The sequence below is a fragment of the Streptomyces sp. NPDC003027 genome, assembly GCF_053591435.1.
The window spans coordinates 1-16,607 of sequence record NZ_JBSFTU010000003.1 but is presented as its reverse complement, the minus strand read 5'-3'; the positions used below and the strand labels follow the sequence as shown (position 1 = coordinate 16,607).

Annotated in this window: 19 protein-coding genes; 18 read left to right on the top strand and 1 reads right to left on the bottom strand. The window is 71.5% G+C overall.

The window, feature by feature from the left end:
- Positions 1-174 precede the first annotated feature (174 nt).
- Positions 175-2,109, top strand: a complete 1,935-nt coding sequence (gene ftsH / locus ACWDX6_RS03380) for an ATP-dependent zinc metalloprotease FtsH (RefSeq protein WP_451483259.1) — start codon at positions 175-177, stop codon at positions 2,107-2,109.
- A 41-nt stretch (positions 2,110-2,150) separates the two neighbouring features.
- Here ftsH and ACWDX6_RS03375 read toward each other — a convergent pair whose 3' ends face one another.
- On the bottom strand, positions 2,151-2,900 hold the full coding sequence (locus tag ACWDX6_RS03375; protein WP_451483258.1) for a class I SAM-dependent methyltransferase: 750 nt from the start codon (positions 2,898-2,900) through the stop codon (positions 2,151-2,153).
- Positions 2,901-3,331: 431 nt separating this feature from the next.
- Here ACWDX6_RS03375 and ACWDX6_RS03370 point away from each other — a divergent pair, with 431 nt between their 5' ends.
- The 17 genes from ACWDX6_RS03370 (at position 3,332) to ACWDX6_RS03290 (ending at position 16,591) form a co-directional block, all read left to right on the top strand.
- On the top strand, positions 3,332-3,925 hold the full coding sequence (locus tag ACWDX6_RS03370) for a hypothetical protein (protein ID WP_024755886.1): 594 nt from the start codon (positions 3,332-3,334) through the stop codon (positions 3,923-3,925).
- Between the two features lie 203 nt (positions 3,926-4,128).
- On the top strand, positions 4,129-4,569 hold the full coding sequence (gene rpsP, locus ACWDX6_RS03365) for a 30S ribosomal protein S16 (protein ID WP_158990950.1): 441 nt from the start codon (positions 4,129-4,131) through the stop codon (positions 4,567-4,569).
- 2 nt (positions 4,570-4,571) lie between these two features.
- Positions 4,572-4,811 (top strand): RNA-binding protein, encoded by a 240-nt coding sequence (locus ACWDX6_RS03360; RefSeq protein WP_003980229.1) that lies wholly within the window; start codon positions 4,572-4,574, stop codon positions 4,809-4,811.
- 99 nt (positions 4,812-4,910) lie between these two features.
- The gene (gene rimM / locus ACWDX6_RS03355; RefSeq protein ID WP_451483257.1) at positions 4,911-5,528 is read left to right on the top strand and encodes a ribosome maturation factor RimM; all 618 of its coding nucleotides are present in this window, start codon (positions 4,911-4,913) and stop codon (positions 5,526-5,528) included.
- Entirely contained in the window at positions 5,525-6,346 is an 822-nt protein-coding gene (trmD, locus tag ACWDX6_RS03350; protein ID WP_403294565.1) for a tRNA (guanosine(37)-N1)-methyltransferase TrmD, read from the top strand. Before rimM ends, trmD begins: the two co-directional genes overlap by 4 nt.
- A 125-nt stretch (positions 6,347-6,471) precedes the next feature.
- Positions 6,472-6,822 (top strand): 50S ribosomal protein L19, encoded by a 351-nt coding sequence (gene rplS, locus ACWDX6_RS03345; RefSeq protein WP_403294564.1) that lies wholly within the window; start codon positions 6,472-6,474, stop codon positions 6,820-6,822.
- 71 nt (positions 6,823-6,893) lie between these two features.
- Entirely contained in the window at positions 6,894-7,790 is an 897-nt protein-coding gene (lepB, locus tag ACWDX6_RS03340; protein WP_451483256.1) for a signal peptidase I, read from the top strand.
- Positions 7,783-8,847 (top strand): signal peptidase I, encoded by a 1,065-nt coding sequence (lepB, locus tag ACWDX6_RS03335; protein WP_451483255.1) that lies wholly within the window; start codon positions 7,783-7,785, stop codon positions 8,845-8,847. The genes lepB (ACWDX6_RS03340) and lepB (ACWDX6_RS03335) overlap by 8 nt, the downstream gene beginning before the upstream one ends.
- Complete coding sequence (gene lepB, locus ACWDX6_RS03330; RefSeq protein ID WP_451483254.1) at positions 8,747-9,682, top strand: signal peptidase I; 936 nt, start codon at positions 8,747-8,749, stop codon at positions 9,680-9,682. Before lepB (ACWDX6_RS03335) ends, lepB (ACWDX6_RS03330) begins: the two co-directional genes overlap by 101 nt.
- 73 nt (positions 9,683-9,755) lie before the next feature.
- Positions 9,756-10,490 carry a signal peptidase I gene (gene lepB / locus ACWDX6_RS03325; protein WP_451483253.1) on the top strand — a complete coding sequence of 245 codons (735 nt, stop codon included), beginning with the start codon at positions 9,756-9,758 and terminating at the stop codon, positions 10,488-10,490.
- A 5-nt stretch (positions 10,491-10,495) separates the two neighbouring features.
- Positions 10,496-11,068, top strand: a complete 573-nt coding sequence (locus ACWDX6_RS03320) for an NUDIX hydrolase (protein ID WP_451483490.1) — start codon at positions 10,496-10,498, stop codon at positions 11,066-11,068.
- A 55-nt stretch (positions 11,069-11,123) separates the two neighbouring features.
- Positions 11,124-11,432, top strand: a complete 309-nt coding sequence (locus ACWDX6_RS03315) for a DUF2469 domain-containing protein (protein ID WP_005311352.1) — start codon at positions 11,124-11,126, stop codon at positions 11,430-11,432.
- A gap of 160 nt (positions 11,433-11,592) precedes the next feature.
- A complete protein-coding gene (locus ACWDX6_RS03310; RefSeq protein ID WP_451483252.1) occupies positions 11,593-11,958 on the top strand; it encodes a YraN family protein in 366 nt (121 codons plus the stop codon).
- Complete coding sequence (locus tag ACWDX6_RS03305) at positions 11,958-13,571, top strand: YifB family Mg chelatase-like AAA ATPase (RefSeq protein WP_451483251.1); 1,614 nt, start codon at positions 11,958-11,960, stop codon at positions 13,569-13,571. Before ACWDX6_RS03310 ends, ACWDX6_RS03305 begins: the two co-directional genes overlap by 1 nt.
- Positions 13,568-14,905, top strand: coding sequence for a DNA-processing protein DprA (gene dprA / locus ACWDX6_RS03300; protein WP_451483250.1), 1,338 nt, complete (start codon positions 13,568-13,570; stop codon positions 14,903-14,905). The genes ACWDX6_RS03305 and dprA overlap by 4 nt, the downstream gene beginning before the upstream one ends.
- 238 nt (positions 14,906-15,143) lie before the next feature.
- A complete protein-coding gene (whiG, locus tag ACWDX6_RS03295; RefSeq protein ID WP_451483249.1) occupies positions 15,144-15,980 on the top strand; it encodes an RNA polymerase sigma factor WhiG in 837 nt (278 codons plus the stop codon).
- A 53-nt stretch (positions 15,981-16,033) separates the two neighbouring features.
- Positions 16,034-16,591: a TetR/AcrR family transcriptional regulator gene (locus ACWDX6_RS03290; protein ID WP_451483489.1), complete on the top strand. Its 558-nt coding sequence runs from the start codon at positions 16,034-16,036 to the stop codon at positions 16,589-16,591.
- Positions 16,592-16,607 lie beyond the last annotated feature (16 nt).

Genomic DNA, 16,607 nt, shown 5'->3' with positions numbered 1-16,607 from the left:
GAGGGCGTTCACGGTCTGACGAGGACGTCACGGTCAGGCGAGGGCCGGATCCGAGGGGCCCGGGACGGTACGCAACCGTCCCGGGCCCCTTTTTCACACCCGCGCCCCACCCGTAATGCCGGGTTGATCCCCTTCTCGCATCATGGGGGCTGACGTCGGCTTGAGGAGAGCAGCGTGGCCAACTCCGTCCCCCCGCGCGACCGGACCGACCAGCCGTGGCGCTCGGAAGGGGCCCCGCCGCCCCCGCCGTCGAAGAAGAAGATGCCCGGCGGCTGGCCGGGACTCGTCCTCGCCGCCCTGATCGTCTTCCTCCTCACCAACATCGTGCTGTCCTTCTTCAACGGCGGCGACGGCCCGACGATCTCGTACACCGAGTTCAGCAGGCAGGTGAACGCCGGCAACGTCACCAAGATCTACTCCAAGGGCGACGCCATCCAGGGGGAGCTGAAGAACAAGCAGCCCGTGCCCGACGGAGAGGGCGACTACACGCAGTTCACCACCCAGCGGCCCGCCTTCGCCGACGACAGCCTCTGGGACGAGCTGACGCGGCAGAAGGTGACCGTCACCGCGGAGCCCGTCGTCCGGGAACGCAGCTTCCTCGCCAACCTGCTGATCTCGCTCGCACCGATGCTGCTGCTCGTCCTGCTGTGGGTGTTCATCGCCCGCCGCATGAGCTCCGGGATGGGCGGCGCCGGCGGCATGCTCGCCCGCAAGGCACCGCCCAGACCCGTCGAGCTGGAAGGCACCCGGCGCACGACCTTCGAGGACGTCGCCGGCATCGACGAGGTCGAGGGCGAGCTCAACGACGTCGTCGACTTCCTCAAGAACCCGGACCCCTACCGCGCGATGGGCGCCAAGATGCCGCGCGGCGTGCTCCTGGCCGGACCACCCGGAACCGGCAAGACCCTCCTCGCGCGGGCGGTCGCCGGAGAGGCCGGAGTGCCGTTCTTCTCGGCCTCGGCGTCGGAGTTCATCGAGATGATCGTGGGCGTGGGCGCCTCCCGCGTACGGGAGCTCTTCGCCGAGGCCCGCAAGGTCGCTCCGGCGATCGTCTTCATCGACGAGATCGACACCATCGGCCGGGCCCGGGGCGGCGGCTCCGGCATGGGCGGGCACGACGAGCGCGAGCAGACGCTCAACCAGATCCTCACCGAGATGGACGGATTCACCGGCTCCGAGGGCGTCATCGTCCTCGCCGCCACCAACCGCGCCGACGTCCTCGACCCGGCGCTCACCCGGCCCGGCCGCTTCGACCGGATCGTCCACGTCAACCCGCCCGACCGCGGGGGCCGCGAGGCCATCCTCAGGATCCACACCCGCGAGATCCCGCTCGCCCCCGACGTCGACCTGGTCCAGGTGGCCCGCACGACCCCCGGAATGACGGGCGCGGAGCTCGCCAACCTCGCCAACGAGGCCGCCCTGCTCGCCGTGAAGCGCCGGCAGGAGCAGGTCGGCCGGTCCGACCTCTCCGACGCCCTGGAGAAGGTCCAGCTGGGCGCCGAGCGCCCGCTCGTCATGCCGGAGGAGGAACGGCGCCGCACCGCCTACCACGAGAGCGGGCACGCCCTCCTCGGCATGCTCCAGCCCGGCGCCGACCCCGTCCGCAAGATCACCATCGTGCCGCGCGGCCGGGCCCTCGGCGTCACCCTGTCGACACCCGACGCCGACAAGTACGCCTACACCGAGGAGTACCTGCGCGGCCGGATCATCGGCGCGCTGGGCGGGATGGCCGCCGAACAGGTCGTCTTCGGCGTCGTCACCACGGGCTCCGAGAGCGACCTGGAGCAGGTCACCCACATCGCCCGCGGCATGGCGGGCCGCTGGGGCATGAGCGAACGCGTCGGCCGGCTCACCGCCATCCCCGGCGACGCCCAGCAGGCGTACGGCCTGTCGGCGGCACCCGCCACCCTCGACACGGTCGCCGAGGAGATGCGCCGGATCGTCGACGAATGCTACGAGAGCGCCGTCCGGCAGCTCGGCGACCACCGCGACCAGCTCGACGCCCTGGCGGCGGCCCTCCTCGCCAACGAGACGCTGGAGGAGGACGCCGCCTACCGCGCCGCCGGCATCACCCGCCTCACGAAGGAGGCGTCGGCGGAGGAGAGCTAGGTTCCCGGGAGGTCGTGGACAGGCCTGGAGGATCCGGCGGATCAGGGCACGCGGGCGATCAGGTAGCGGAAGACGTTCGGCATCCACACCGTCCCGTCGGCGCGGACATGGGGATCCAGGGCCTCCAGGATCTCCTTCTCGACCTGCGCCGGCTCCGTCGCGCGGACCGCCGCGTCGAAGTCACCCGTCGAGAGCAGCCCGCGGACCGCGCTCTCCGGGTCCGCGTAGCCGAACGGGCACGCCACCCGGCCCGAGCCGTCGGGCCGCAGCCCCGAGCGGAACACCACGTCCTCCAGATCGTCCCGCAGGGCCGGACGCCACCCCGTCAGCCGCGACGCGACCCGCAGGACCGACGCCGTCGCACACCGCTCGGGCGGCCCCCAGCCCGCCAGCACCACCGCCGCCCCCGACTGGGCCAGAGGAGTGACGGCGGCCAGCGCCGCGCCCAGCCCGCCGACCGGATGAAAGGCGGTGACGACGTCGTACGGCGCGGCCGACAGGCCCACGACATCCGCCGGAGCCCCCGTGACGACCGTGTGTCCCGAGCCCTCCGGAAGCCGCTCCCTGGCCAGCTCCACGCGCGCGTGATCCTGATCCACACCGGTGACCTGTGCGCCCCGCGCGGCCGCCATCAGCAGCGCGAGGCCCGACCCGCAGCCGAGCCCGAGGACCCGGGATCCGGGACCCACACCGAGACGGTCGTACACCGCCTCGTACAGCGGGACCAGCATGCGCTCCTGGATCTCGACCCAGTCGCGCGCGGGGTGGTGCGGGACGAGCGTAGGTGTCATGGAATGCGCCCCAATCAGTACCTGGTCGACAGCCCCCGTGTCCGTGTGCGCCCGCATCCCCCCGTATGCCAGGGAACTGCGCATCCGTCCCGGCGTCCAGTGGTGGCGCCGCACCACTTTCCCTCCGGGTGACGGCGGGGGCGACGGCTCCGGGGCGACCGCCGGGGTGCCGGCTGCGCCGAGGGGCGGTGCGCCGCCTTGCGCCCGCACCCGATACTGTCCTGCCACAGCTCCCGGGGCGCGTACGCCACCCCTACGCGCCGGGGCGTATGCGCCGCTACACACCAGCTTGCAGCGGGCTGCGCGGCTTCTCCGCAGATCGGCGCACTGGCCCTCGTCCCGACCCAACAGCGGCAACTGACGGGTACGTGCAAATTATTTGACATGCCCCGTAATGGAACCCGGGGGCGTCTCGGCTCGTTGTACGCGACGTGAGCACGACACCACCTGTTCTCGCCGCAGAGCTGGCACAGGCGTGGGCCGACATTCAGCGGCACCACCCCGAGCTGCCCGACCTTGCCGCGCCCGAGTCCCTGATCGGAGAGTCCTCGTCCGCCTGCGGCGCCGAACTCTCCTTCGAACGACTGCTCCATGAGGCAGTCCACGGCATCGCAGCCGCCCGAGGTGTCCGTGACACCTCGCGCGCCGGCCGCTACCACAACCGCAGATTCCTGGCGATCGCCGAGGAGATGGGCCTCGACCACCCCGAGGAGCCCCACGCGAGCAGCGGCTTCTCCCTGGTCACGCTGAACCCCGAGGCGAGGCGGCGCTACCGCCCCACGATCGAGCGGCTCCAGCGCGCCCTCAAGGCCCACACCGTCGCGACGGCCGCCGACACCAAACGCTCCTTCCGCGGCCCGGCCGCCCGCCACGGCTCCTCCGGCGGCGGCGTCCGGGTCAAGGCCGTCTGCGACTGCGGGCGCAACGTCCGCGTGGTCCCCTCGGTCCTCGCCCAGGCCCCCATCGTGTGCGGCGGGTGCGGCAAGCCCTTCCGTATCCCGGAGACGGTCGGCGCGGCGAGTTGAGAGACGGCGGCGTACGGCCCGGGCCGGGGCCACGGCCCGGGTCCGGCGCGCCGCGCGCGTGTGGCACAATGGCTAGCTGTACTCGACAGCCGCACAGGACCCCTCTCTCCTCCGGCTGACGCGTCCATCGGGCACCCGAGTACCGCAACCCCACGTGGCATCTCATGTGCCCAACCACGTCAAGACCAGGAGACACCACTCCAGTGGCAGTCAAGATCAAGCTCAAGCGCCTCGGCAAGATTCGCCAGCCGCACTACCGCATCGTCGTCGCCGACTCCCGCACCCGCCGGGACGGTCGTGCGATCGAGGAGATCGGTCTGTACCACCCGACGTACAACCCCTCGAAGATCGAGGTCGACTCCGAGCGTGCGCAGTACTGGCTGTCCGTCGGCGCCCAGCCGACCGAGCCGGTGCTCGCCATCCTGAAGCTCACCGGTGACTGGCAGAAGCACAAGGGCCTGCCGGCCCCGGCGCCGCTGCTGCAGCCGGAGACCAAGGAGGACAAGCGCGCCTCCTTCGACGCGTTCGCCAAGACCCTCGAGGGCGACGACGCCAAGGGTGAGGCCATCACCCCGAAGGCGAAGAAGGCCGACAAGAAGGCGGACGAGGCCGAGGCCGCGTCCACCGAGTCGACCGAGGCCTGATCATGCTCGAGGAGGCTCTCGAGCACCTCGTGAAGGGCATCGTCGACAACCCCGACGACGTGCAGGTCGCCTCGCGCACCCTGCGCCGCGGGCGCGTGCTGGAGGTCCGGGTGCACCCCGACGACCTCGGCAAGGTGATCGGCCGCAACGGCCGCACCGCACGCGCGCTGCGGACCGTCGTCGGCGCCATCGGCGGCCGTGGCATCCGCGTCGACCTCGTCGACGTGGACCAGGTCCGCTGAGAAAGTCGGCTGTTTCACCATAGATGCGCCGGCAACGGGCCGGGGAGGGCATAGCGCCCGCCCCGGCCCGTCGTCGTCCGACAGGAGAGTGTGTACGTCGTGCAGCTGGTAGTCGCGCGGATCGGCCGCGCCCACGGGATCAAGGGCGAAGTCACCGTCGAGGTGCGTACGGACGAGCCCGAGCTCAGGCTCGCGCCCGGAGCCGTCCTGACCACGGACCCGGCCTCCGCCGGACCGTTGACCATCGAGACCGGCCGCGTCCACAGCGGCCGACTGCTGCTCCGCTTCGAAGGCGTCCGCGACCGCACCGCCGCCGAGGCCCTGCGCAACATCCTGCTCATCGCCGACATCGACCCCGACGAGCGGCCCGAGCAGGACGACGAGTACTACGACCACCAGCTCATGGACCTGGACGTGGTGCTGACCGACGGCACCGAGGTCGGCCGGATCACCGAGATCTCCCATCTGCCGTCCCAGGACCTCTTCATCGTCGAGCGCCCCGACGGCACCGAGCTGATGATCCCGTTCGTCGAGGAGATCGTCACCGAGATCGACCTGGAGGAGCAGCGGGCCGTCATCGACCCGCCGCCCGGACTGATCGACGACCGCGCCGAGATCGTCTCCTCCCGGGACGACGAGGCACACGGGGACGGTGGCGCCCACCGGGACGGTGACGCCCTCAAGGACGGCGACGCGCACCTGGACGACGACGCATGAGGCTCGACGTCGTCACGATCTTCCCCGAGTACCTCGAACCGCTGAACGTCTCCCTCGTCGGCAAGGCACGCGCGCGTGGACAGCTCGACGTCCACGTCCACGACCTGCGCGAGTGGACCTACGACCGGCACAACACCGTCGACGACACCCCCTACGGCGGCGGCCCCGGCATGGTCATGAAGACCGAGCCCTGGGGCGAGGCCCTGGACCAGACCCTCGCCGACGGCTACGAGGCGGGAGCGCACGGCCCGGTGATCGTCGTCCCCACCCCCAGCGGCCGCCCCTTCACCCAGGAACTCGCCGTCGAGCTCTCCGAGCGGCCCTGGCTGATCTTCACCCCCGCCCGCTACGAGGGCATCGACCGCCGGGTCATCGACGAGTACGCCACCCGGATGCCCGTCTACGAGGTCTCCATCGGCGACTACGTCCTGGCCGGCGGCGAGGCCGCCGTCCTGGTCGTCACCGAGGCCGTCGCCCGGCTGCTGCCCGGCGTCCTCGGAAACGCCGAGTCCCACCGCGACGACTCCTTCGCCCCGGGAGCCATGGCCAACCTCCTCGAAGGGCCCGTCTACACCAAGCCGCCGCAGTGGCGCGGCCGCACCATCCCCGACGTACTCCTCAGCGGGCACCACGGGAAGATCGCACGCTGGCGGCGCGACGAGGCGTTCCGGCGAACAGCGCGCAACCGGCCGGATCTGATCGAGCGCTGCGACCCGGCCCTCTTCGACAAGAAGGACCGGGAGATCCTCTCCATGCTGGGCTGGGCCCCGGAGCCCGGTGGCCGATTTTGGCGCAGGCCCGACGGCGTGGAAGAATAGGCCGCTGCCGTTTGTCCGGCGTGCGCCCCTGCCACAGGGGGAACGACGCCCGCCCGCGACCGGCGCTCCATCCACTTCGAACGTACCGCTGATGACCTGTGGCATCAGCGAGGAAAGAGACCTCCATGGCCTCCCTGCTCGACTCGGTCAACGCGGCTTCGCTCCGCACCGACCTCCCCGCCTTCCGTCCCGGCGACACCGTGAACGTCCACGTGCGCGTCATCGAGGGCAACCGCTCCCGTATCCAGCAGTTCAAGGGCGTTGTCATCCGCCGCCAGGGCTCGGGCGTCAGCGAGACCTTCACGGTCCGCAAGGTCTCGTTCTCCGTCGGCGTCGAGCGCACCTTCCCGGTGAACAGCCCGATCTTCGAGAAGATCGAGCTCGTCAGCCGCGGTGACGTCCGTCGCGCCAAGCTCTACTACCTGCGTGAGCTGCGCGGCAAGGCCGCCAAGATCAAGGAGAAGCGCGACAGGTGAGCTAGAGCTCACCGTTCGCGCGGGGCTTCGGATCACTGACTCTCAGGGCGGCCGGATAGGCTCTGCCCCCGATGGACACCGAAGCACAGCACACGGAGCGCGACCGCTCCTCCGAGACGGAGGAGCGGTCGCGCTCCGCGCGTATGTCCGGGGCCGAGGACCTGGACCGCACGGAGGGCCCGGCGTCCGGGGCTGAGGAGCCGCGTGTGGCGGGGGAGCCGTCGGAGGCCCAGGAGCCGCGTGAGGCGGGGGAGCCGTCCGGGGCCGAGGGCCCCGACGTACCGGACGAGGCCTCCGCCTGGCCCTCCTGGCGGCGTACGGGGCTCATCGGCGCCGCCTGCGTGGTCTTCCTGCTGTTCCTGAGCCACTTCGTGCTCCAGCCGTTCCTGATCCCCAGCGGCTCCATGGAGCCCACACTCCAGGTCGGCGACCGGATCCTGGTCAACAAGCTGGCGTACCGTTTCGGCGATGCGCCGCGCCGCGGCGACGTCGTCGTCTTCGACGGCACCGGCTCCTTCCTCCAGGAAGCCCCCGAGGAGAACCCGGTCGCCGGCCTCCTGCGGGGCGCCGCCTCCTCCCTCGGCCTCGCGGAGCCCGCCGAGACCGACTTCGTGAAGCGGGTGGTGGGCGTGGGCGGCGACCGCGTCGTCTGCTGCGGCGAGGACGGCCGGCTCAACGTCAACGGCGTACCGGTCGAGGAGTGGTACGTCATGCCGGGCGACGCGCCCTCCCATGTGCCGTTCGACATCGTCGTACCGCCGGGCACCCTGTGGGTGATGGGCGACCACCGCAGCCAGTCCAGCGACTCCCGTGACCACCTGGGGCAGCCGGGCGGGGGGATGGTGCCCGTCGACCGGGTGATCGGGCGCGCGGACTGGATCGGATGGCCCGTCGGGCGCTGGTCGGGCGTGCCGGAGACCGGCGCCTTCGACGCCGTACCCGCTCCTACGGCGGGCGGTCATGGGTAACCGGGGCAGGCCGCCGGGGGAGCGCGGCGACCCGCGGCTGCCCACCGGCACCCGTTCCGCGGACGGCGTCGCGCGCCCGCGCCCCGGCCGGGCGGAGCGGCGCAGGCTCGCCCGCAAGGTCAAACGCCGCAGACGGCGCTCCGCCGTGAAGGAGATACCCCTCCTGATCATGGTGGCCCTGCTGATCGCCCTCGTCCTGAAGACCTTCCTCATCCAGGCGTTCGTCATCCCGTCCGGCTCCATGGAGCAGACCATCCGGATCGACGACCGCGTCGTGGTGGACAAGCTGACGCCCTGGTTCGGCTCGAAGCCGCAGCGCGGCGACGTCGTCGTCTTCAAGGACCCCGGCAACTGGCTCCAGCAGGAGGAGGCGCCGCCCGCCGACGACCCCGTCGGCGTCAAGCAGATCAAGCAGTTCCTGACCTTCATCGGCCTGCTGCCCTCGGCCGACGAGCAGGATCTGATCAAGCGGGTCGTCGCGGTCGGCGGCGACACGGTCGAGTGCTGCGGTAAGGACGGCCGGCTCACCGTCAACGGCGTACCGCTGGACGAACCGTATCTGCACCCCGGGGACGCTCCTTCGAAGATCACCTTCGAAGTGAAGGTGCCGACGGGCCGGATCTTCGTCCTGGGCGACCACCGGTCGGACTCCGCCGACTCCCGCTTCCACCTGGAGGAGAAGGATCGGGGGACGATCTCCGAAAAGGACGTCGTCGGGCGGGCCGTCGCCATCGTGTGGCCGGTGGGGCACTGGCGCCGGCTGGAGGAGCCCGAGACCTTCGCCGCGGTACCGGACGGAGGTTCGGGATCCGCGTCGGCGCTCGGTATGTCGCATAGTGTGTCCTCGCGCAATCTGAACGGATTGCCCTGGCTCCCGACCCCTGCGGAACTCCCGCTCGTTATGGGAGTGGTGGGCCTGTCCCTGTTCCGGGGCGGGCGATTGCACGGACTGAGGAGTGGATGTGGGGGATTTGGCCGTCGGCGCACGATCCGGACACGACGAGCCCGACAAGCGGCCGGAGGGGCTCGCCGAGTCGTCGGTCGCCATGACGGATGACTCCGCAGGCCGCTCGGACGCCGATCCCGGCGACACCGACTCCGCGGACGCTGCGGGGGAGAGGGGAGCGGACCCGAAGAAGCCGCGTTCCTTCTGGAAGGAACTGCCCCTGCTGATCGGTATCGCCCTGCTGCTCGCGCTGCTGATCAAGACCTTCCTCGTGCAGGCGTTCTCGATCCCCTCGGAATCGATGCTGAACACCCTGCAGAAGGGCGACCGGGTCCTCGTGGACAAACTGACCCCGTGGTTCGGCTCCGAGCCCGACCGCGGCGAGGTCGTCGTCTTCCACGACCCGGGCGGCTGGCTGGAGAACCAGCCGGTCACCGACCCGAACGTGCTGCAGGAGTTCCTGAGCTTCATCGGCCTCATGCCGTCCGCCGAGGAGAAGGACCTGATCAAGCGGGTCATCGCGGTCGGCGGCGACACGGTCTCCTGCAAGGAGGGCGGCAAGGTCGTCCTCAACGGCAAGGAGCTGAACGAGACCGCCTATCTCTACCCCGGCTCCATGCCCTGCCAGGACTCCTTCGGCCCGATCCACGTCCCCCAGGGCAGCATCTGGGTGATGGGCGACAACCGGCAGAACTCCCTGGACTCGCGCTACCACCAGCAGCTTCCCGGCGGCGGCACCATCGCCAACGACCAGGTGGTCGGACGCGCGATCGTGGTGGCCTGGCCCGTGACCCGCTGGGCCACACTCCCCGAGCCCGCCGTCTTCGACCAGCCCGGGCTGAACCAGGCGCTGGCCGTGGCCCCGGGCGCGGCCGGACTCGCGGGCGCGCTCCCGCTGGTGCTGTGGCGCCGCAAGCGGCTCACCTCTCGGCATACCGCCGAGTAGCGACCCGCGGGTAGGGTGCCGTCCCAGATCGTCGGACCGAGCTACGGAATCCTTCGTGGTGGGGAGCGCTGGGATGAGCGGGACCATACGTACGGAAGGCGGCCGCGGCCGCCTCGGCAGTGCGCTGTCGGGGCTGGCCGTGGCCGTCGGCTGTCTGCTTTTCATCGGCGGCATCGCCTGGGGCGCCGTGCTCTACCAGCCCTACACCGTGCCCAGCGACTCGATGACTCCGAGCCTGGACGTCGGCTCCCGGGTCCTCGCGCAGCGGATCGACGGCGACGAGGTGCGGCGCGGCGACATCGTCGTCTTCACCGACCCGAGGTGGGGCGGTATGCCCATGGTCAAGCGGGTCGTCGGCGTCGGCGGTGACACGATCGCCTGCTGCGGTGCGGACGGACGGCTCACCGTCAACGGGAAGCCGGTCGAGGAACCGTATCTGCGGCCCGGCCACCCCGCCTCGGGACAGGAGTTCTCGGCCACCGTGCCCGAGCGGAACCTCTTCCTCCTCGGCGACGAGCGGCACAACTCCCTCGACTCCCGCGTCCACCTCCAGGAGGCCGGCCAGGGCTCCGTACCGCGCTCCGCGGTCACCGGGCGGGTGGACGCGCTCGCCTGGCCCATGGAGGGCGTCCTGGCGCGCCCCGCGAGCTTCGCGGCCCTGCCGGGCGGGGTCTCGACGCCGGGGCCGGTCACGCCGCTCTTCTACGCCGTCGTCGCCGGGTGTGTACTGATCCTGGCCGGGGCGGCGTACGGGCCGCTGGCGGCACGGGTGAACTCACGGCCGCGGAAGGAGACGGCGGGCGTATGACGGGCATGGGCGACGGGACGGGCCCTGATGCTGCGGTAGGTGGCGGTGCTGGTGCTGTCGTCGGCGCGAGCGGTGCCGGGCCCGGCGTCGAGGGGCCGGAGCTGCGCAGGGTCGCACGGGTCGTGCTGCTCGATCCCGACGACCGCATCCTCCTCCTGCACGGATACGAGCCCGACGCCCCGGAACAGACCTGGTGGTTCACTCCCGGAGGCGGCCTGGAGGGCGACGAGTCCCGCGAGCAGGCCGCGCTGCGCGAACTGGTCGAGGAGACCGGAATCACCGAAGTCGAACTGGGCCCGGTGATCTGGCGGCGAATCTGCTCGTTCCCCTTCGACGGCCGACGCTGGGACCAGGACGAGTGGTACTACCTGGCACGAACCACCCAGACCGCGACCGTCCCCGCCGGACTCACCGAGCTCGAGGCGCGCAGTGTCGCGGGGCTGAGGTGGTGGACCTCCGCCGAACTGTCGGCGGCGCGTGAGACGGTGTACCCGACCAGACTCGCCGAGCTGCTGCACACGCTGCTCGACGAGGGACCTCCGAGTGCACCGCTGGATCTCGCCCCGGAAATCGTTTAGGGGTGCGAGAGCCTGGCGCACAATAGGGGGACGCACGGCTGAAGGGGAACATGCCATGAGCGCCGAGGACCTCGAGAAGTACGAGACCGAGATGGAGCTGAAGCTCTACCGGGAGTACCGCGACGTCGTCGGGCTGTTCAAATACGTGATCGAGACCGAGCGGCGCTTCTACCTCACCAACGACTACGAGATGCAGGTGCACTCGGTCCAGGGCGAGGTGTTCTTCGAGGTATCCATGGCGGATGCCTGGGTCTGGGACATGTACCGGCCCGCCAGATTCGTGAAGCAGGTCCGCGTCCTCACGTTCAAAGACGTGAACATCGAGGAGCTCAACAAGAGCGACCTGGAGCTCCCCGGCAGCTGACGGCGGCTGACCGGCCTCATCGCCGGTCGCCCCTCGGCAGGCCGGCGACCCTCCGAAACCACCCGCACGAGTGAGGCGGTTTTCCACAGGCGAACGCTCCTCCACAGCCTCCTGCACGCAGCGTCGCCAGGTGTCACCGTGGGTGCCGGAGGTGGTACCGATGAACGCCACGAAAGCACTCGGACGGTACGGAGAGGAACTCGCCGTCCGCCGACTCACCCAGACCGGCATGACCGTCCTCGCCAGGAACTGGCGCTGTGGACGCGCCGGAGAGATCGACATCGTCGCCAGGGACGGCGACACCGTCGTGGTCTGCGAGGTGAAAACCCGCCGCGAAGGCCCCTTCGAGCACCCCATGGCCGCCGTCACCCCCACCAAGGCCGACCGCCTCAAACGACTCGCCGCCTGCTGGCTCGACCGCCACGGCGCACCCCCACCCGACGGCGGCGTCCGCATCGACCTCATCGGGGTCGTCCTGCCCCGCCGCGGCGCACCCCGCCTCACCCACGCCAGGGGCGTGGCCTGATGGGATTCGCCCGCACCTGCTCCGTCGCCCTCGTCGGCGTCGAAGGCGTCGTCGTCGAGGTCCAAGCGGACCTGGAGGCCGGAGTCGCCGCCTTCACCCTCGTCGGACTCCCCGACAAGAGCCTCTCCGAAAGCCGCGACCGAGTCAGGGCCGCCATCGTCAACTCCGACGCCGAATGGCCCCAGAAGAAACTCACCGTCGGACTCAGCCCCGCATCCGTCCCCAAAGGCGGCAGCGGATTCGACCTCGCCGTCGCCGCAGCGGTGCTCGGCGCCGCCGAACGCATCGACCCCCGCGTCATCGCCGACCTCGTCCTCATCGGAGAGCTCGGACTCGACGGCCGCGTGCGCCCCGTACGAGGCGTCCTGCCCGCCGTCCTCGCCGCAGCCGACGCCGGCTACCGACAGGTCGTCGTCCCCGAACAGACCGCCGGCGAAGCGTCCCTCGTCCCCGGAGTCTCCGTCCTCGGCGTCCGCAGCCTGCGCCAGCTCATCGCCGTCCTCACCGACGAACCCGTCCCCCAGGAGGAACCCGCCGAGGAAGGCCGCCCCGACGCCATGCTCGCCGGACTCCTCGTCCCCGGCGCCGGCATCGGCACCGGACTGGCCGCCGACCCCGCCGACGGACCCGACCTCGCCGACGTCGCCGGACAACACGGCGCCCGCAGAGCCCTCGAAGTCGCCGCCGCCGGCAGCCACCACCTGCTGCTCTCCGGACCACCGGGCGCCGGAAAAACCATGCTCGCCGAACGACTCCCCGGCATCCTGCCCCCACTCACCCGCCAGGAGTCCCTGGAAGTCACCGCCGTCCACTCCGTCGCCGGCATCCTCCCGCCGGGCGAACCCCTGGTGCGCCGCGCGCCCTACTGCGCACCCCACCACTCCGCGACCATGCAGTCCCTCGTCGGCGGCGGCAACGGACTCCCGCGCCCCGGCGCCGTCTCCCTCGCCCACCGAGGCGTCCTCTTCCTCGACGAGGCCCCGGAGTTCTCCGGCAAAGCGCTGGACGCCCTGCGCCAACCCCTCGAATCCGGGCACGTCGTCGTCGCCCGCGCCGCCGGAGTCGTACGCCTGCCGGCCCGCTTCCTCCTCACGCTCGCCGCCAACCCCTGTCCCTGCGGACGGCACACCCTGCACGGCGCCGGATGCGAATGCCCCGCCTCCCTCATCCGCCGCTACCAGGCACGGCTCTCCGGCCCCCTCCTCGACCGCGTCGACCTGCGCGTCGAAGCCGAGCCCGTCACCCGCTCCGACCTCCTCGCCCACGGCGGCCGGGGCGAATCCACCACGGCCGTCGCCGACCGCGTCCGCGAGGCACGCGACCGAGCCGCCACCCGCCTCGCGGACACCCCCTGGACCGTCAACAGCGAAGTGCCGGGACACGAACTCCGCACCCGCTACACCGTCGCCCCCGGCGCCCTCGCGGCCGCCGAACGGGACATCGAACGCGGCATGCTCACCGCCCGCGGCCTCGACCGGGTCCTCCGCGTCGCCTGGACCGTCGCCGACCTCGCCGGACACGACCGGCCCGACACCCGGGACGTCGGCCTCGCCCTGGAACTGCGCACCGGCATCGCCCGGGGCGTGGCCGTGGGAGCGGGTGACCGCAAATGAACACGGACGACGAGCGCCTCGCCCGCGCCGCCCTGACCCGCATCGTCGAACCCGGCGACGAACACGCCGGCCGCTGGCTGGACCGGTACGGCGCGAACGGGTTCCTCCAACGCCTCAGGGACCCGGCCCGACGCGCAGCCGACCCCGGCACCCTGCCGGAGCCGCGGGTCGGAACCCCGGAACCACGGCTCGCAATCCCCGAACCATCGGACGGCCCCCCGCCCCAGCCTCGACCAGACACCCGGCCCGAGGCGCGGGCCGACACTGTGCCCGAGGCGCGGGCCGACGACGGGCACCCGGCGAGCTCCGCCGGCCCGGGACCGTTCCCCGGAACCGGTGAGAAACGAGTCGACGGATGGCGGCGACGGGCCGCCGGCGTCGACCCCCGACGGGACCTCGACGCCATCGCCCAGCACGGCGGACGCTTCGTCGTCCCCGGCGACACCGAGTGGCCCCGGCAACTCGACGACCTCGGCGACGCCCGCCCCATCGGCCTCTGGATCCGCGGCCCGGCCGACCTACGCTCCTGGGCCCTGCGCTCCGTCGCCGTCGTCGGCGCCCGCGCCTGCACCCCGTACGGCGCCCACATCGCCACCACACTCGCCTCCGACCTCGCCGAACGCGGCTGGGTCGTCGTCTCAGGAGCCGCCTTCGGCATCGACGGCGCCGCCCACCGAGGCGCCCTCGCCGCCCACGGCGCGACCGTCGCCGTCCTCGCCTGCGGCGTCGACACCCCCTACCCCCGCGGTCACGCCGGGCTCCTTCGCCGCATCACCGAACAGGGCCTCGTCATCGGCGAGTTGCCACCCGGCACCCACCCCACCCCCAGCCGCTTCATCCTCCGCAACCGCGTCATCGCCGCCCTCACCCGAGGCACCGTCGTGATCGAGGCCGAATACCGCAGCGGCTCCCTCGTCACCGCCCGCCACGCCCAACGCCTCGGCCGCCACACCATGGGCGTCCCCGGCGCCGTCACCAGCGGCCTCTCCGCCGGCGTCCACGAACTCCTGCGCGGCCACGCCACCCTGGTCACCGACGCCGCGGAGGTCATCGAACTCGTCGGCGACATGGGCGAACTCGCACCCGCCCGCCGAGGCCCCGTCCTGCCCAGAGACCTCCTCGCCCCCGCCGCGGCCCGCGTCCTCGAAGCCCTGCCCGCCCGCCGCCCCACCCCCGTGAACGAGATCGCCGCACGAGCCGGCACCGCCCCCGACGACACCCTCGCCCGGCTGTACGAACTGCACTCCTTGGGGTACGTCGAACGGCAAGGAGACCACTGGCGGTTGACGAACAGCCCGGCCGAAGGGTCGAACGCACGGCGAGGCGGTACGTGACCTGGGGCATTCGGGTGAAAAGGTGATGCCGCTGAACAACCGCGTCCCTCGGCCGCACCCGAGGTGCCGACACACGCCACGACCTGCGTTCGAAGATGTGGCCAACGCCCCCCACCCGGACCGGCGCGATCCACGAATGTTCGCGCACCGCGACAGCCCAGTCACGCTACGCTCACCAGGATTCACTACCGGACACCCACTCCGACCGACTCCACAGCAGAACGGCTCAAGGCAACGCATGCCCCAGCACACCTCCGGGTCTGACCGCGCTGCGGTGCCCCCAGCAGCCCGGGGCACCGTGCGACCGCCCGCACCGACATCGCTCGACGAGCTCTGGCGGTCCTACAAGGACACGGGCGACGAGCGGCTGCGGGAGCAGCTGATCCTCCACTACTCCCCGCTCGTCAAGTACGTCGCCGGCCGCGTCAGTGTGGGACTGCCGTCCAATGTGGAGCAGGCGGACTTCGTCTCCTCCGGAGTCTTCGGCCTCATCGACGCCATCGAGAAGTTCGACGTCGAACGGTCGATCAAGTTCGAGACCTACGCCATCACCCGCATCCGCGGCGCGATGATCGACGAACTGCGCGCCCTCGACTGGATCCCCCGCTCCGTACGCCAGAAGGCCCGCAACGTCGAGCGCGCGTACGCCACCCTCGAAGCCCAACTGCGGCGCACCCCGACCGAGACCGAGGTCGCCGCCGAGATGGGCATCGCGGTGGAAGAACTGCACGCGGTTTTCAGCCAGCTGTCCCTGGCGAACGTGGTCGCGCTCGAAGAGCTGCTGCACGTCGGCGGAGAGGGCGGCGACCGGCTGTCCATCATGGACACGCTGGAGGACACCGCCGCCGACAACCCCGTCGAGGTCGCCGAGGACCGCGAACTGCGCCGCCTGCTGGCCCGGGCCATCAACACCCTCCCCGAGCGGGAGAAGACCGTCGTCACGCTCTACTACTACGAAGGACTCACCCTCGCCGAGATCGGGCACGTCCTCGGCGTCACGGAGAGCAGGGTCAGTCAGATCCACACCAAGTCCGTCCTCCAGCTGCGCGCCAAGCTGGCCGATGTGGGACGCTGACGCCGCGGGGCCGGTCGTACAGTGGAGCCGTGCCCAGGATTCGAGCGGCCTCCGTGGCCGAGCACCGGTCGATGCAGCGCGGCGCCCTGCTGGACGCCGCGCGATCCCTGCTGTCCGAAGGCGGAACGGAAGCGCTCACCTTCCCCGCCCTCGCCGAGCGCACGGGCCTGGCCCGCTCCTCGGTGTACGAGTACTTCCGCTCCCGCGCGGCCGTGGTCGAGGAGCTGTGCGCCGTCGACTTCCCCGTCTGGGCGGCCGAGGTCGAATCCGCGATGGCCGAGGCCGGCACCGCCGAGGGCAAGGTCGAGGCGTACGTCCGCAAGCAGCTGGAGCTGGTGGGCGACCGGCGCCACCGCGCCGTCGTCGCGATCTCCGCGAGCGAGCTGGACGACGGCGCCCGCGAGAAGATCCGAGCCGCGCACGGCGGCCTGGTCGCCATGATCGTCGAAGCCCTCCGCGACCTGGGCCAGGACCAGCCCCGCCTCGGCGCGATGCTCCTCCAGGGCGTGGTGGACGCGGCGGTGCGCCGCATCGAACTCGGAGCGGCCGAGGAGCCGGACCGGATCGCGGAGGCCGCGGTCTCCATGGCCCTCCACGGCGTCCGGGGCTGATCCCCACCCCCCACCC

Bases quoted from the DNA above. Each gene is read 5' to 3' on its own strand.
- lepB (WP_451483253.1), top strand. From the start codon at position 9,756: ATGAGCGGGACCATACGTACGGAAGGCGGCCGCGGCCGCCTCGGCAGT.
- lepB (WP_451483256.1), top strand. From the start codon at position 6,894: ATGGACACCGAAGCACAGCACACGGAGCGCGACCGCTCCTCCGAGACG.
- ACWDX6_RS03315 (WP_005311352.1), top strand. From the start codon at position 11,124: ATGAGCGCCGAGGACCTCGAGAAGTACGAGACCGAGATGGAGCTGAAG.
- lepB (WP_451483255.1), top strand. From the start codon at position 7,783: ATGGGTAACCGGGGCAGGCCGCCGGGGGAGCGCGGCGACCCGCGGCTG.
- ACWDX6_RS03375 (WP_451483258.1), bottom strand. From the start codon at position 2,900: ATGACACCTACGCTCGTCCCGCACCACCCCGCGCGCGACTGGGTCGAG.
- rplS (WP_403294564.1), top strand. From the start codon at position 6,472: ATGGCCTCCCTGCTCGACTCGGTCAACGCGGCTTCGCTCCGCACCGAC.
- whiG (WP_451483249.1), top strand. From the start codon at position 15,144: ATGCCCCAGCACACCTCCGGGTCTGACCGCGCTGCGGTGCCCCCAGCA.
- trmD (WP_403294565.1), top strand. From the start codon at position 5,525: ATGAGGCTCGACGTCGTCACGATCTTCCCCGAGTACCTCGAACCGCTG.
- ACWDX6_RS03360 (WP_003980229.1), top strand. From the start codon at position 4,572: ATGCTCGAGGAGGCTCTCGAGCACCTCGTGAAGGGCATCGTCGACAAC.
- ACWDX6_RS03305 (WP_451483251.1), top strand. From the start codon at position 11,958: ATGGGATTCGCCCGCACCTGCTCCGTCGCCCTCGTCGGCGTCGAAGGC.
- ACWDX6_RS03320 (WP_451483490.1), top strand. From the start codon at position 10,496: ATGGGCGACGGGACGGGCCCTGATGCTGCGGTAGGTGGCGGTGCTGGT.
- ACWDX6_RS03310 (WP_451483252.1), top strand. From the start codon at position 11,593: ATGAACGCCACGAAAGCACTCGGACGGTACGGAGAGGAACTCGCCGTC.
- dprA (WP_451483250.1), top strand. From the start codon at position 13,568: ATGAACACGGACGACGAGCGCCTCGCCCGCGCCGCCCTGACCCGCATC.